This is a genomic window from Nocardiopsis gilva YIM 90087 (genome assembly GCF_002263495.1).
GTDB lineage: Bacteria > Actinomycetota > Actinomycetes > Streptosporangiales > Streptosporangiaceae > Nocardiopsis_C > Nocardiopsis_C gilva.
The window spans coordinates 1171265-1186164 of the sequence record NZ_CP022753.1 but is presented as its reverse complement, the minus strand read 5'-3'; the positions used below and the strand labels follow the sequence as shown (position 1 = coordinate 1186164).

Genomic DNA, 14900 nt, shown 5'->3' with positions numbered 1-14900 from the left:
TGTATGAGGCACGTCGAAGGAACATAGCGAACGTTCCTGAGCAGCGTTTTTCGTGGCTGCGGAAACTATGTTTCGAGCCCGTTTCCTCGGGTAGGGCTTGTTTATTTAGCGCCTACCGTCACAATCCGTCGCCATCGCGGGGGCTTCAGTCCGCACCCGCTCACCCCCCGCAGACGCCGTACTCACCAGCGGTTTCGGAACGCGATCCGGGCCGGTTCCGGACCCCGCGAGCGGGAGGGACATGACGAGTATCCCGCCTATCGCCGTTCAAACATAGAGCAAGCGCAGCAAATCTTAAGGGTGGGCTACCTCACACAAATTCGGGTGAATGGTCGCGACAGAGCCGAGACAGGCATTGATCGCTCCACCCGACGTGCGGAAGGACCCACCAGCGCGCGGATCAGACCCCAACGGGGGCCGGACCGAATATCGCGAAACATTATCCGACGGGACGAAGTCTTTTTCGTGACGCGCACGTTATGCGACTGTGACCAAGGAGCTCTTCGGCACCTTGAAAGGGAGCCGAATTTTTAGCAGACTTTGCGTAGTACGACTCTTCGTAGTACTACAATCGGTCGCGGCGCGCTGAAGCTCGTCTACGCGGTCTCGCGCATGTCGTCGCGCGGGAGTCTCAACGCGCACGGGTCTCGACATGCGAGGTCTCAACAGGCCGGTGGAGCTCCGTCTCGCCCCACCGGACATCGAGCCAGGGAACGGAGGGCGCCTGGTGAACCGCCTCTACCACGAAAGCGAAGACTGGGTCGCGCAGGGAGCCTGCCGACAGTACGACCCGGAGCTGTTCTTCCCGGTGAGCACGACCGGGCCGGGGCAGCACGACGCGGAGCTCGCCAAGGCCGTCTGCCGCAGCTGTACTGTTCGCCAAGAGTGCCTGCGGTGGGCGCTGGCCGCCGGAGAGGCGCACGGCGTGTGGGGCGGGACCAGCCCCGAGGAGCGCCGCTACATGCGCCGCGAGCTGGCACCCGCCAGCTGATCCGCGGTTCCGGCGGTAGGTGGCGTGAAGCCGCCGGCGGGGTCGTGGACGACCCGCCGGCGGCTTCACGCCACCGATGTTCTCGGTTAGGTTCGGGAGTCGTGCGGTCCCCAGGTGGCGGCCCCCTCCGGGTCATACGCACGGCGGTGCTCGCCGTGGCGTGCACCGGCCTGGCCTGGGGTGGGCACGCGGTCTGGGCCGGTTCGCCCATCGCCCCCGGCGCCTTCGCCGCGGCCACCGCCCTCATGGCCGTGCTGCTGGTCCGGTTCACCCGGTGCCAGCGCGGGTTCTGCGAGATCTTCACCGTCCTCGCCGCGGCCCAGGTCGGCCTGCACCTCGTCTTCCAGGGCCTGAGTGCGGCCTCTCCCACCGCCGCGGGGGAGCACAGCGCCCACCCAGCGCCGGGCCACGGATCGGCCCCGCTCACCCACGCCCTCGGTGTCGTGGGCTTCTCCCCCGGCATGCTGGCCGGGCACCTGTGGGCGGCGCTCCTGGCGGCCGCCCTCCTCGCGCACGGTGAGCGGTGCCTGTGGACTCTCCTGCGGCTGCTGACCGCCGCCCTGCCGCCCCTGCTACCGCCCGCGGTCCTCCCGATCGCCGATCCGCGCACCGGCGCACCCGACCCGACCCCCGCACGACCGAGCCCGCGCATGCTGCGCCGCGAGCGCACCCGGGGGCCGCCGTCACCGGCTGAGCGTCTCCAACTCAGGATCGACGCGCTCCACGCGCGTCCCCACACCATCTGACGGATACCAACGGCCGGAAAGGTCACCTCACCCCATGCCTCACACGTTCACGGCGCGACGCAGCGCCGTCACGCTCGCCTCGCTCACGGCCTCCCTACTGCTGGGCATCGGCCTGGCTCCAGCGGCCCTGGCGCACAACGCGCTCATCGACTCCTCACCGAAGGACGGCGCGAAGCTCGACAAGGCCCCCGAGGAGGTCACGCTCACCTTCAACGCCGACGTGAACGACGGCGGCAACGCCATCGTCGTCACGGGCCCGGACGGCGACACCTACGAGGAGGGCGACGTCCGGCTCGACGGCCCCACGGCCGCGACCGACCTCCGGCCCCTCGACGCCGCGGGCGAGTACACGATCGCCTACCGGATCGTCTCCGCCGACGGCCACCCGCTGGAGGAGAAGCTCACGTTCAGCGTCTCCGAGGAGGCCGTCGCCGACAACGAGGCGGCGGCCGAGGACGCGGACACCGCCGCGCCCAGCCCGGACGACACGGCGGGCTCCGACACCCAGGACGGCACTTCCACCGACGAAGGCGAGCCTGCCGCGTCCAGCGACCCGATGCAGTCGCTGGGCCCCGTGGGCGCGGTCATCGGCGGAATCGCGATCATCGCGCTGATCGTCATCCTGATCATCCGCATGCGCGGCCGTCAGGGCGGCCAGGACGGCGCGGACAGCTAGGCAGTGTTTTTCGAACGGGTGAGGTCGCGTAGCCAGATCCGTATCGAGGCGAGCTGGACGGTCCCGTCGTAGATCGCGGCGCGCTTGTCGTACCTGGTGGCCACGGCCCGGTTCTGCTTGAGCAGGTTGATCGCCCGTTCTACAGTGTTGCGGCCGCGGTAGGCACCCCGGTCGAAAGCCGGGGGCCGACCGCCCGCCGATCCCCTGCGCCTGCGATTGGCCCGCTGGTCGGCGGGCTGGGCAATGGTCGCCTTGATACCGCGCCTGCTCAGGTGGGAGCGGATCGCCGCTGAGGAGTAGGCCTTGTCCGCGAGCAGCCGGTCGGGCCTGGTCCGGGGGCGCCCGACCGAGCGGGGCAGGTGCAGGGCGACCATCAGCGGCTCGAACATGGGCGCGTCACCGCGCTGGCCGGGGCTGGTCGCGGTCACCAGCGGCCGCCTGCGCTGGTCGGCGATCAGGTGGATCTTGGTGGTCAGCCCGCCCCGGGAACGTCCCAGTGCTTCCGAGCCGTCCGCTTCGTCCCGTACCGCTTCCCCTTTTTCGCGGCTCCGGCGGCGTGGGAGTGGGCGCGCACGCTGGTGGAGTCGATGCCGACCACCAGGTCTTCTCCGGTGGCGGCGTCGATGCGCAGCCGGTCGGCGATCCTTTGCCAGGTGCCGTCCAGGCACCAGCGGCGGTGGCGCCCGGCCGCGGTCTCCCAGGGGCCGTAGCGTTCGGGCAGGTCACGCCAGGGGATCCCGGTGCGGGTTCGGAACAGCACGGCGTTGATGACGCGGCGGTGGTCGGCCCATTGGCCGCCTTTGGGCGGGTTGTCGGGCATGAGCGGGGCGAGCAGGGCCCACTCGGCATCGGTGAGTTCATGACGGCCGGACACGCTCACCAAGATTGCCAGCGCGAGCCCCACTCCACCCGCCGATTCAAAAAACAGGCCCTAGAGCGGTCCCGGCACCAGCCGACCCTGGTCGCACACAACGGAGCGGCCGTGGCCCGAGGCCCGCAACGCGTGCCCCGGGTCACGGCCCTCGCACATCGGGGTATTCATTTCGGTCAGGGCCGAAATTGGGCGGCAAATGCCCCTTTTAACCGAGTTCTTCGCTATGTTCACACCCCCGGAATGACCACTCCTTACCCCCACAAGGAGCTATCGAAGTGAACATGGTGAAGAAGGCGGTCTCGGTCGTCGCCGTCCTGGTCAGCGCCCTCGCGCTGCAGGCGGTCGTCTCCGCGCCCGCGCACGCCGGAGGGTACGGCTGCAGCGGCAACCTGGTGCGCAGCTACCCGGTCCCGATGAAGGACATGCTCGACGGCAGCACCTACTACATCAGCGACGTGAAGGTGTACTACGACGCGGGCAGCGGGTGGAACTGCGCGGTCCTCGCGAAGCGGCCCAGCGCCTTCCGCTACGGCAAGGAGACCCCGATGTTCATCCAGATGTTCAACTCCCGCTGGGCCGAGGACCGCTGGAAGAACAACTACGACGAGGACCAGGGCCGGTTCAAGTACTACGCGGGTCCGGTCAGGGTGTACGGGAAGAACCTGTGCCTGTACATCGACGCCTCGATCGGCGACCACACGGGGCCGGGGAACGACTACAACGGCAAGCTCCGCAAGAGCGGCGTCGCCTGCGGCTGACCGCACCTGGGCCCCGGCTACCCCCGTTGATCTCGGCAATATCGACCGAATTCTCGACGAAATTACGTCGATATCCCCGAGATCAACGGAGAGGTGGCGCGCCCGGCCCGGATTCGCCGCGAACAACAAGGGGCGGTGCCCCCCGATCTTCTCCACCGGGGGGCACCGCCCCTTCGCACGTGCGGGTCAGTTCCGGCCGCTGACCGCCGACTGGCGCAGGCGATCGGCCTCGGCCGCGAGTTCCGCCGAGTCCCACAGCGCCTCCGCAGCGGCCAGCTGTCCCAGCGGGCCGATCCGGACGAGGTCTTCGGGCTCGTGCGTGTGCCCGCCGTCCTGCGGGAAGTGCTCCCGCTCGAAGAGCGGCGTCCACACCGGCTCCGCCCCGCGATCGCGGGCGAAGGAGCCGAACAGCGCGCGCGAGGCGGCGTTGTCCGGCGTCACGGTGGCTTCCAGGTGGGTCAGGCCGCGCTCGGCGATCCGGTCGCCGATGTAGTCGAGCATCCGGCGGGCCAGGCGACGCCCGCGGCAGGCCGAATCGACCGCGACCTGCCAGAGGAAGTAGGTGTCGGGGGCGTCCGGTCGCACATGACCGATGACGAACCCCCGCGGCGTACCCTCAGCATCCCGGGCGACGACGGAGGTCGCGGCGAAGTCCCGGCACCACATCACGTAGGCATAGGGAGAGTTCTCATCGAGCCCGTTGTCGCGGGCCAGCGCCCACAGCAGTCGGCCATCGGCCATGACCGGCGGGGCGAGCTGGATGTCATCCTTTTGGGAGGAATTATCACGGGACATACCGCCTGACCCTAGCAAAGGGCGCAGGTCACAGCCCTGAGGAGCGCTCCTCCTGGTGTTTCGGCGACATTCCCGGGGGTACGACCAGCCCCTGATCTCTCGACGGCGGCCGTGGCTCCGCCTCGCCCGACCCACCCCGACGGAGCCGACCATCTGTTCGGCTCACCAGCCTCACCAGGGAGTTCAGCCGTCCACGGCCGGACGCCCGTGCCCCGGCCAGGCGGCCGCGGCCGCACACCTCACCGGATTCCGCGACCGGCCGGAACCACGCGCGCGGAGCGAACAGCGGTGCGGTGAATCACATCAGCACCGTTCCCCGCCGGAAAGGCGACCGGCGACCGACGCGCGGAACCTCCCACCGCCGGGGACTCCGCGTCCAGCGCGGGCGCGGCTAGAGCCGACGCGCGAGCAGGATGCTGATGTTGTCGCGGCCGGAGGCCTCCATCGCCGCCTGCCACAGGCCGTGCACGGCCGCTTCGTCGCTGCCCGCCTCGGCGATGATGCGTTCCATGTCGTCGTGGGCGACCAGGTCGGAGAGGCCGTCACTGCACATCAGCCAGGCGCCCGGGCCGGCGTCGCCGTCGCGGCCCACGTGGGGCGTCATGGCCGACGCACCGCTGCCACCCAGCGACTGGGTGATGAAGTTCGTGGAGACGGGTTTGCCGTCCTCGGACGGAGGCAGCGGAGGCGAGTCGTCCTGGGATATCTGGCGCAGCCGGGTGCCCTCCAGTCGATAGGTGCGCGAGTCGCCGACGTTGAACCAGAAGTTCCCATCGGTGTTCAGCAGCACCCCGGCGACCGTGGTCCCCATGCCGGAGAACTCCGTGTGCTGGGTGGCGTGCTCCTGAATCTCCTCGTCGATGTTCTTCAGCAGAATGTCCAGGTCGTCCGGTCCAGCCAGACGGGGACCCATCTCGGCCATCCGGTGCACGGCGTGCTCCGAGGCGATCTCCCCCGCGGCGTGCCCCCCCAGGCCATCGGCGACAGCGGCGATCACCGGTTCGCCGAGCGGCAGTACGCACCGCGCGGGCAGCGTCATATTCGCACTGGCAACGGTGAGCGCCCCCACCACAACGGCGTCTTCGTTGGCCGGGCGTACAGCACCCCGGTGCGTGAGGGCTGTGACCGCGACTTCCCCACCAACGACACCCATACGCCCAACCTCCTGTTTCATCGGCAGTTACTGCCGCACAGTCCCAAGCGGCGCCTCGTCTTGAGGACGGTATCCGAGGCGCGTTGATCATGTAACCGTATCGGGGGACCGTTGACCGTGGTCAAAATCCGCGTACATCATGGCGGAAAACGCCTTGATACGCAGTTCCTCAACGGATCCTTATCGTCCAACGTATGGTTCCGGACCCGTCCCGGCGAGCATCCGGGCCTGTTCCTTACCCGTTTCCTTCCCCATGCCGACGCGTGCCCGCCACACCCCCACCACCGCACACTTTGGCACGCTCCGCGATCACTTCCTCACACAACCGCACGTTACAGCGGAGTTTGGCGCCCGTCGCGCGGTCTGGCAGAATGACGCAGTGATGGGTGTCTAAGACGCAGACACACCTCTCCTTCGCACGCTCCCGCGCGGCTCTCCCGCCCGCGCCGTGATGAGCGCGTTCTGTGCTTTCTTCCGAACGGTCAAGGTGTGGTCCTTTTGCGTCTGCCCAATTCCCTCCTGTCCTCCCGACACTTCCTCTCCGCCCGCCCGGGCTGCCGTTCGCATGCCCACCGGCCCCCGTACCCGCAGCGTCGGAACGGCCGCGCCCGCGGGCGGTTTTCCCATGCGCCGGGTCGCCGTCTCGCAATGAGGAGCAACACGTGAAGATCGCCTTGGTCGCCGAGCACACCAGCCCCCTACCCGCCCACAAAGGGGAACCGACCTGCGGTGAAAGCGTGCACATCGCCTCGGTCTCCCGCCATCTGGCCAAGCTCGGACACCGCGTCACCGTCTACTCGCGCAAGGACGCCGAAGACCTGCCCGGCCGCTCCCGCATGGGGCGCGGCGTCAACGTCGAATACCTGACGGCCGGCCCGCACTACACCCTGGGCGAACACGAGATCTCCGAACACACCGGCGCCTTCGCCTCCGCCCTCGCCACCCGCCTGGACGAGGACACCCCGGACGTCATCCACGCGTTCGGCTGGACCAGCGGCCTGGCCGCGCTGTCGGCCGCGCGCACCGCCGAGGGGGTCAGCGAGGAGACGCCGATCGTGCAGACCTTCCACTCGCTCAACGCCAGCGAGCAGCGCGCCGGGCTGCCCGAGCGCCAGGAGCGGGTCCGCCTGGAGGCCGCGATCGCCGGGCGCGCCGACGCCGTCGTCGTCAACTCCGCCGACCAGCGCTTCGAACTCGCCCGCATGGGCCTGCCGCGCACCCGCGTGAGCGTCGTCCCCTACGGCGTGGACACCGACCACTTCACCGTCGAGGGTGGCGTGGCCACCGAGCCGTGGAAAGGCCGCCGCGAGGAGCGCCCCCGCATCATCTCGGTGACCGGGCTGGCCGGCGGCGGAGCCGACGCGCTGATCGAGGCGATGGTCCGCATCCCCGAGGCCGAGCTGGTCATCGTGGCCGGGCCGGCGCCGATAGAGCTCGCGCTCGACGACGACGCCCGCCGCCTGGAGCTGCTCGCCAAGGAGGCGGGGGTCGACGACCGCGTCACGCTGACCGGGCCCGTCGACCGCAAGGAGATGCCGCGGCTGCTGCGTTCGGCCGACATCTACGTCTCGGCCGCGCCCTACGACCCCTACGGCGGCGGCCTGCTGGAGGCCATGGCGTGCGGGCTGCCCGTGGTCGCCACCGCCGTCGGCAGCGCCACCGGCGCCGTGCTCGACGGCACGACCGGGATCCTGCTGCGCTCGGCCCGGCCCGAGGCCCTGGGCGCGGCGTTGCGCGGGCTGCTCTCGGAGGCGACCATGCGCAGCGCCTACGGCATCGCCGGGGCCGACCGCGCGGAGTCGCGGTTCACCTGGCAGCGCGTGGCTGCGGAGACCGAGCGCGTGTACACGCGGGCGCGCCCGCAGGAGGACGAGCTGCTCGCCGCGGTCGGCGATGATGCACACTAGTCCGCGGACGGGGAGCAGCACCACGAACATCGGACAGCAGTGGGCACGGGCCGGGAGGGATCCCCGGGGTGATGTCATGACGTCGCGCGCGGAGTCCGCGACCGCGGGAACCGGAGGATTCGAGCACCACGGCGTATTCTTCGATTCGGCCCGGGACCTCCGTGAGGCGGTCCTCCCGGTGCTCCGGACCGCCCTCGACGCGAGCGAGCACGTCGTCGTCGCCGTGAGCGAGCGGCTGCGCGACGACATCCGGTGCACGCTGGACGCCGCTGAGAGCGCCACTGTGCGCTTCGCGGACCGAACGGCGCTCTACGACGCCCCCGGGCGCACCGTGGCAGCCCTGCACCGCCTGGCGCGCGCCGAACCGCGCCGGGTCACGGTCGTCGGCGAACCGGTCCTGCCGCCGCACGATCCCATGGAGCTCCGTGAGTGGCACCGGCTGGACTCCGCGCTGATGACGGCGCTGTCCGACGTGCGCATGCGGCTGCTGTGTCTGCACGACAGCCGCACCACCCCCGCCGACGTGCTGGAGTCGGCGCGCAGCACGCACCCGGTCCTGCTCACCTGCGGCGGAAGCCGCGCCAACCCCGACTACCGATCGACGCCCCTGGTGCCCGACGCCGCGCACGCTCTGCCGCCCCCAGCGGGTGAGACGCGAAGACTCGACATCCACTCCGATCTGCCGTCACTGCGCGAGGAGGTCCGCGACCTCGCCGCCGAGACCGGCCTGCCCGGGCCTCGCATCGGCGACCTCGTCGTGGCGGTGAACGAGCTGAGCGCCAACGTCCTGGAGCACGGCGCGGGCAAGGGCACGGTCACGATGTGGCACGCGGCCGGGCGGATGATCTGCGAGGTCTTCGACGAGTGCGGGGACCTGACCGACCCGCTCAGCGGCTATCACCCCGCCGACCCGCTCAGCCCGCGCGGCTACGGCCTGTGGATCACCCGCCAGGTCTGCGACTTCATGGAGATCAGCGGCGGCTCGCGCGGCTCCCTGGTCCGGATGTACTTCCGGCTCTAGCGCGGCTAGGCCAGCACCGCCTCCATCGCGTGCGCGGTGTCCTCTTCGATCGTGATGACCTGGTCGATCCCGGCGATCACGAACAGCCGGTGCACGGCGCGCTGCGGCGCGGAGACCGCCAGGCCGATGCCCAGGTCACGGGCCTGCCGGTAGGAGGAGACGAGGACGCCGATACAGCGCGAGTCGCAGAAGCTCACCTTGGAGAAGTCGATCACGATCCCCCGGCACGGCTCGGCCGCGCCCAGGATTCCGTCCAGAGCTTCGGCGAGTAGGGGCGAGCTGATGGCATCCAGCTCCCCTGCCGGTGTCACCACCACGACATCGCCTTCGGTCCGGATCGAGACATCGGACGCCACGCTCACGCTCCTCGCCGGTAACCGGGGATCGCCGCGGGCGTCGGCGGTTCCGACCGCCTACGTGCCCTCGCACCGCTCCTGAACTCCACGCGGCCACCTTAGCGCCAATGCCCAAGCCGAGACAGATTCGGCGCGAGGCCGTCATCACACCGATACTGCGCGTTGTGCCGATCCGCGACAACGCCCATCAGCCCAGCGCCTTCGCGTTGGTTTCCGCGTGTTCGGCGACCAGGCTCCGCGCCACCTCGACCACCTTCAGCCGGTTGCGCTGGGCCACCTTGCGCAGCTCGGCGAAGGCCTCCGCGGCGTCGCACCCGCGGGCGTGCATGATGATCCCCTTGGCCTGGTCGATCACGGCGCGCGCCGACATCGCCCGCCGCATGTGCGCCGCCTCGCGCTCGACGTCGGAGTAGCGGCCCGCCGAGTGCAGTGCCATGGCCGCGTGCTCGGCGAGCAGCGCCACCAGCGGGGTGACCACCGCGTCGTCGAACACCCCGGCGCGCCCGGAGTGCACGCCGAACGTGACGACCTCGCCCTCCAGCTCGCTGGGGAACGTCACCGAGGAACGGTCCCCGCACTGCACGGCCATGCTCGTGTAGCCGGGCCAGCGGTCCTCGCGCAGCACATCCCCCACGGTCACCGCGCGCATCTCGCGAACCGCCGCGACCGTCGGGCCCTCGTCCGTCGTGTACTGGTACTCGAAGGCGGTCGCCAGGTCGGAGTGGGAGGCCCCGTAGTCGACGACGACGTGCTGCCCACCGCCCGCCGTGGGTTCGTCCCCGGGAGCGACCTCCCGCCAGATGACGACGAGGGCCGCGGAGCATCCCGGGACCCCGCGCGCGGCGGCCATGCTCATCTGGTCCAGCGCCCGCTCCGGGGAGCGCTGCCCGAGATCGCCGATATCCCGCGCGAGGCGTTCGATCCACATCGGCACGTCCCATCCCCCCGTCAACACGACCCCTCACGATCAGTTCGGACGGCGGCCGTCCCGGCTGACTTCCACGGTAACCAGGAACCGGACTTCGCTGTGCATGCGTTAGCGTCAACAACGGGGCACGACGTTCACGCGCGTCGCGGAAGGGCCCCGGATCCGAGAAGCCAGGAGGCCCTCGCGTGCCGGAGAATCTGGCCGAGCTCGAGCGTGAGATCTCAGAACTGCGCGAGCGCATCGCGGCGCTGCGCGCCGCGCACGCGATGTACCCGGACGACGCCGCTGGGACGGCCGAGGCCGCGCTGGCCGAACTCGGATACGCCGAGCAGCTGCTGGTCGACTGCGGGACACGGCTCACCGCCGACGCCGAGTCCGCCGCACCGCGCCGCACGGGGAGCGAGGACGAGCGCTCGGTGCTGCGGGCGGTCTTCAACGAGCTGAGCGTCCCGGTGGTGCTGCTCGACCACGAGGGCTACATCCGCCGCATCAACGCCATCGGCGCCGAACGGCTGGGCGGGCTGAGCGGGTACCTGACCGGCAAGCCCTTCTCCAACTTCGTGGACCTGCGGCGACGCGCCGCGATGCGGTCGTGGCTGGCGGCCGTGGTGCGGGGCGGTGAACCGGCCTCGTTCGAGTCCCGGCTGGCACAGCGGGGCTGGTCCGAGGATGTGCACCTGACTCTGAGCCGGGTGGAGGTGCCCACCGAGGCCCACCCGATCGTGCTGGTCGTCATGTCGCCGCCGCTGGCCGCCGAGGACGAGGGGCCGGCGCCGCTGGAGTCAGAGGTCGAGGACCAGGTCGTGGTGTTGGCGGCGCGGCGGCTCGACGTGCTCACGCGGATGACCCGGCTGCTACTGGGCAGCGCGGGACCGGGCGGCGCGGGAAGCCCGCTCGCGCTGGACGACGCGGCGGCGCTGCTCGCCGACTCCTACGCCGACTGGGTGATCATCGACGTGTGCGACCTTCCGGCCGACGCCCGCCAGGCGCGCCGCGCGGTGGTCGCCGGGCCGGGCGACGATGACCAGCGCGAACTCGTGGAGTCGCTGGACCCGCTGGGGTCGGAGGTCCCGCGCGACGTGTTGACCGGCGGGCAGTCCGTCCTGCACCAGTTCATCGAGGACGAGAGCACGCTGGGGTACAGCGAGGAGGGCGCGCCGATGCTCAGCGCGCTGGGCGCCGGGTCGCTGATGTGCGTCCCGTTGAAGGGGAGCCGCGGCGTGCGCGGCGCGCTGACACTGATCCGGCGGAGCAACCGGGGCTCGTTCCGGCTCGCCGACCTCGGGCTGATCGAGGAGATCGGCGAGCACATCGGGCTGGCGCTGCCGCCGCGGGCCACTGACTGACCGCACCGCTCAACTGTCTCTCTGTGTCGCCCCTTCCCCCGTTGATCTCGGAGATATTGGGGTAAAAATCGGCTGTGAAACCCCAATATCCCCGAGATCAACGGGGGAAGGTGGGGAGGCGGGCGCCGGTCAGCCGTAGGGCGGGCCGTAGGGGTCGTCTCGTCCGGTGGACGAGGGCGGCGGGTGCATCCCCGGAGGCTGCGCGCCCGGCGGTGGTCCCGGCTGCCAGGGCGGCGGCGCACCGTAGGGCGGGGGCGGTGGGTGCGGCGGAGGCTGCGGCGGTGCTGGGGGCGGCGGCACGGATCCGTGGGGCGGTCCGCCGTACGGTAGGGGCGACTGCTGCGCGGCCACGCGCAGCTCGACGGCGTTGTAGGCGCCGACCGCGATCAGCAGCGCGATCGTCACCCAGAACCCGAAGCGGGTTCCCACCTCGGAGCTGCCGGAGAGCCAGAGGGCCTCCGAGGCCATGCGCTCTTCCAAGGCGCTGTACACCAGCACCTCGTTGATGGCGAAGAGTAGGAGCGCCAGGGCACTGGTGGACAGTCCGCCCAGGGCGCGGCCGAGGCGCGACGGCAGAACGATCCCCAGCACGGCACCGGTCAGCAGGGCGAGGATCCCGCCCAGCATCAGGGGGTGGACGCCGACGTCGCCGGGCTCCTCCCCCACGCTGGCCCCGCCGCCAGTGGGGTCGAAGCCGCGCGGGACGTCCCGTCCCAGCCCACCGCCTCCGGAGACCGAGGGTTCACCGCCGACGGCGAGGTCCCACCCCGAAGCCTGGACGTCGAGGGTGCCCAGGCCGGTGTCGCAGGAGACGCCGATGAAGGGGAGGAAGAGGCAGATCAGGACCAGCCCGATGCCGGAGGGACTGATCAGCCGCTGCCGCGGCGAGGCGTCTCGGGGGAAGCTCATCTCTCCCTTGTACTACGCGGGGCCTGTTCACGGCAGAGGAGCGCGTCAGGCGGGCGCCCGTCGTTACGGGCGCCCGCCGCGGTCACGACGGCCGAGGGGAGAGGCCGTCGCTCCCGGTTATCAGGAGGCGTCGGTCGCGTCCGCCGCGGCGGCCTTCTTCTTCCGCGAGAAGTACATCGCGGCACCGCCACCGCCGAGCGCGGCGGCACCGGCGGCCACGAGGCCGCCCAGCGCGGCACCGGTCACCGGAAGGCCGGCACCGGCCTTGTCGGCGGCGGGCTTGCTGGTGTCGGCCTCCGTGTTCTTGTCACCGTCGGAGCCGGAACCGGAGCCGTCGCCCTTCTCGCCGCCGGAACCCGTCTCGCCGTTGTTGTCCTTGTCGGAACCGGAACCGTTGCCGTTCCCGTTGTCCTTGTCGCTCATGTCCTTGCCGGTGATGTCGACACTGGCCAGGGTGGCGGGCTCGGACGGGGTGCAGGTCGTGGTGACAGTACCGGACGCCTGCTCGATCTTGATGGTGACAGTGCCGGGTGTGAAGGTCAGCTTGCCCGGCTTCAGCGGGGTGAAGGTGCCCGTCGTCTTGTCGTAGTTCCACTTGTCGGCCGGGAAGTTACCGTGCTCGTCGACCGGCCCCTGAGCCGTCGCTGTCGCGGTCAGCGACTTCTGCGGAGCTGCGGCACCACTCAGGTTGAGCGCACCGGAGAACGTCCCATTCGTGACCGGCTCGTCGGCGTAGTAGTAGGGGAAGTTGTCGACGCCCGCTGCCCAGACGTACGGCTCGCCGGTCTTGCCGTCGCCCGAGTGCGCGAGGGTCCAGAGGATCTTGGCGCTGTCGGTCTGGGAGCCCGCCGTGCAGGTGTAGGCGTAGGTCTTCTGGGCGATGTAGTCGCCGTCGAAGTCGAGCTCCTCCTCGATGTCGGTGTCGAGCGTCAGGGGCTCGGGATCGACGTTCTCGGGTGCCTGCTCCTCAGCGGGGGTCTCGTCCTTGTCCCCCTCGTCCTTGCCCTTGTCCCCCGCGCCGGTGTCCTCGGCCTTGTCGGCGTCGCTGGGCGCGCCCGCGCCGCTGTCGCCATCGGGGGTCGTGGTCTCCTTGCCGCCCTCGGCGGAGGTGTCCTTGCCGGCGTCCTGCTGCTCGCCGGACTCGGCGCCGGTGCCCTCGGCGTTCACCTCGGGCTTCTCCGCGGGGGCGTCGGCCAGGGCGAGGGGCGCGCTGAAGACGCTGCCCAGGCCGACGAAGGTGGCGACGGCGAAGCCGGCGGCCGTGCGGGTCATCGTTCGCGACACGGTAAAGCTCCAAATGTGGGGGTTGAAGAACGGGGTCGGTGGCGCCTGCGCGGTATGGCGGGCGTACTCCCGAGTGGTCTGCCAGGCGGTTCGAGCGGAGCGGGGCTGCGAACGGCATCAGGGAAACCCGAGCGAGGTTTCGCACCTGGCGCTGTTCGGCGGTCGTGAACCTGCCGAACAAGCAGAACTCTAGACCCAGAAATCACCACAAACCAAGAAGAATGTGATCAGTTATCAGGACGTTGCGATTGCGGTAGACATCACATTTTTCATGGCCGCCGTCACGCAACGCGACGATTGGAGATTCGCGAACTGCGACAACACTCGAATCCAGCGACCCAGAGTGATCCCCGGTGGATCGGAACCGGGGTGGTTTACATACGAACGGCCGCGCGACCGCATCCGGCCCCGCCCTCCCCAACGGACCGATCGCGACCGTCGCGCGACACAACGCGGGGCGGGACACCCCGCACAGGTGTCCCGCCCCGCTTCTTCGTCTTCCTTGCCCCTTACTCCGGGCCCGGGCCGTGCAGCGCCTCCACCAGCGTCGTCAGCTGCGCCACGGAGCGGTCGAGGTCGCGGACCGCCTCGATGGTTCGGCTGTCGTCGTCGCGCTCCTCGGTCACCACCAGATCGCGCAGCAGCTCCAGGTTGGTGTTGACCTCGGCGACGCGCCGCGACAGGCGCCCTGCGACACCCGACACCGGCCCGCCGGTCTCCTCGGCCAGCTCCTTGCGCAACATCCGCGACTGTTCCCGCAGCTGCTGCTTGACCTGGTGGAGCTCCACGAACACCTCGACCTTGGACCGCAGCACCCACGGGTCGAACGGCTTGGTGAGGTAGTCGATGGCGCGCGAGGCGTACCCGCGGAACACCTGGTGGCGGTCGATTCCGGCGCCGGTCAGGAAGATGATCGGGACGTCCTTGGTCCGCTCCCGCTGCTTGATGTGGGCGGCGGTCTCGAAGCCGTCCATCCCGGGCATCACGACGTCGAGCAGGATGACCGCGAAGTCCTCCTCCAGGAGCGCCTTGAGCGCGTCCTCCCCCGAACTCGCGCGTACCAGGTTCTGATCGAGGGACGTGAGGATCGCCTCGAGTGCCGTCAGGTTCTCGTCGCGGTCGTCCACAAGGAGGATGTTGGCCTTACGCGGCACGG

The 14900-nt window shown here is 70.2% G+C and carries 14 protein-coding genes and 1 pseudogene; 7 read left to right on the top strand and 8 right to left on the bottom strand.

Annotation, left to right across the window (positions count from 1 at the left end; all coding sequences use genetic code 11):
* Positions 1-727: 727 nt before the first annotated feature.
* From CDO52_RS05680 to CDO52_RS05670, 3 genes are all read left to right on the top strand, one after another.
* Positions 728-991: a WhiB family transcriptional regulator gene (locus CDO52_RS05680; RefSeq protein WP_094932233.1), complete on the top strand. Its 264-nt coding sequence runs from the start codon at positions 728-730 to the stop codon at positions 989-991.
* Positions 992-1092: 101 nt separating this feature from the next.
* Positions 1093-1737 carry a hypothetical protein gene (locus CDO52_RS05675; RefSeq protein ID WP_026126328.1) on the top strand — a complete coding sequence of 215 codons (645 nt, stop codon included), beginning with the start codon at positions 1093-1095 and terminating at the stop codon, positions 1735-1737.
* A 34-nt stretch (positions 1738-1771) separates the two neighbouring features.
* A complete protein-coding gene (locus CDO52_RS05670; RefSeq protein ID WP_094932232.1) occupies positions 1772-2413 on the top strand; it encodes a copper resistance CopC family protein in 642 nt (213 codons plus the stop codon).
* On the opposite strand, the pseudogene CDO52_RS05665 reads toward CDO52_RS05670, so the two are convergent.
* Positions 2410-3305, bottom strand: a pseudogene (locus CDO52_RS05665) (IS5 family transposase). The gene CDO52_RS05670 and the pseudogene CDO52_RS05665 sit on opposite strands and share 4 nt — an antisense overlap.
* Before the next feature lie 257 nt (positions 3306-3562).
* Between CDO52_RS05665 and CDO52_RS05660 the strand changes: the two are divergent.
* Complete coding sequence (locus CDO52_RS05660; RefSeq protein WP_017620175.1) at positions 3563-4045, top strand: hypothetical protein; 483 nt, start codon at positions 3563-3565, stop codon at positions 4043-4045.
* Between the two features lie 186 nt (positions 4046-4231).
* Here CDO52_RS05660 and ectA read toward each other — a convergent pair whose 3' ends face one another.
* Positions 4232-4840 carry a diaminobutyrate acetyltransferase gene (ectA, locus tag CDO52_RS05655; protein WP_152471762.1) on the bottom strand — a complete coding sequence of 203 codons (609 nt, stop codon included), beginning with the start codon at positions 4838-4840 and terminating at the stop codon, positions 4232-4234.
* A gap of 391 nt (positions 4841-5231) precedes the next feature.
* Entirely contained in the window at positions 5232-5993 is a 762-nt protein-coding gene (locus CDO52_RS05650; RefSeq protein WP_026126078.1) for a PP2C family protein-serine/threonine phosphatase, read from the bottom strand.
* A 662-nt stretch (positions 5994-6655) separates the two neighbouring features.
* Here CDO52_RS05650 and CDO52_RS05645 point away from each other — a divergent pair.
* Together CDO52_RS05645 and CDO52_RS05640 are read left to right on the top strand one after the other, a co-directional pair.
* Positions 6656-7900: a glycosyltransferase gene (locus tag CDO52_RS05645; RefSeq protein ID WP_017620178.1), complete on the top strand. Its 1245-nt coding sequence runs from the start codon at positions 6656-6658 to the stop codon at positions 7898-7900.
* 76 nt (positions 7901-7976) lie between these two features.
* The gene (locus CDO52_RS05640) at positions 7977-8921 is read left to right on the top strand and encodes a sensor histidine kinase (RefSeq protein WP_017620179.1); all 945 of its coding nucleotides are present in this window, start codon (positions 7977-7979) and stop codon (positions 8919-8921) included.
* Positions 8922-8926: 5 nt separating this feature from the next.
* On the opposite strand, the gene CDO52_RS05635 is transcribed toward CDO52_RS05640, so the two are convergent.
* Together CDO52_RS05635 and CDO52_RS05630 are read right to left on the bottom strand one after the other, a co-directional pair.
* Complete coding sequence (locus CDO52_RS05635; RefSeq protein WP_017620180.1) at positions 8927-9277, bottom strand: STAS domain-containing protein; 351 nt, start codon at positions 9275-9277, stop codon at positions 8927-8929.
* A 187-nt stretch (positions 9278-9464) separates the two neighbouring features.
* The gene (locus tag CDO52_RS05630; RefSeq protein WP_017620181.1) at positions 9465-10205 is read right to left on the bottom strand and encodes a GAF and ANTAR domain-containing protein; all 741 of its coding nucleotides are present in this window, start codon (positions 10203-10205) and stop codon (positions 9465-9467) included.
* Between the two features lie 185 nt (positions 10206-10390).
* Here CDO52_RS05630 and CDO52_RS05625 point away from each other — a divergent pair, with 185 nt between their 5' ends.
* Positions 10391-11551 carry a GAF domain-containing protein gene (locus tag CDO52_RS05625; protein ID WP_017620182.1) on the top strand — a complete coding sequence of 387 codons (1161 nt, stop codon included), beginning with the start codon at positions 10391-10393 and terminating at the stop codon, positions 11549-11551.
* A 129-nt stretch (positions 11552-11680) separates the two neighbouring features.
* On the opposite strand, the gene CDO52_RS28045 is transcribed toward CDO52_RS05625, so the two are convergent.
* The 3 genes from CDO52_RS28045 to CDO52_RS05610 all read right to left on the bottom strand — a co-directional run bounded on the left by CDO52_RS28045 (position 11681) and on the right by CDO52_RS05610 (position 14898).
* Positions 11681-12460: a hypothetical protein gene (locus CDO52_RS28045; protein WP_017620183.1), complete on the bottom strand. Its 780-nt coding sequence runs from the start codon at positions 12458-12460 to the stop codon at positions 11681-11683.
* 120 nt (positions 12461-12580) lie between these two features.
* On the bottom strand, positions 12581-13732 hold the full coding sequence (locus CDO52_RS05615) for an ICP22 family protein (RefSeq protein WP_017620184.1): 1152 nt from the start codon (positions 13730-13732) through the stop codon (positions 12581-12583).
* Between the two features lie 521 nt (positions 13733-14253).
* Complete coding sequence (locus tag CDO52_RS05610; protein WP_026126079.1) at positions 14254-14898, bottom strand: response regulator; 645 nt, start codon at positions 14896-14898, stop codon at positions 14254-14256.
* Positions 14899-14900 lie beyond the last annotated feature (2 nt).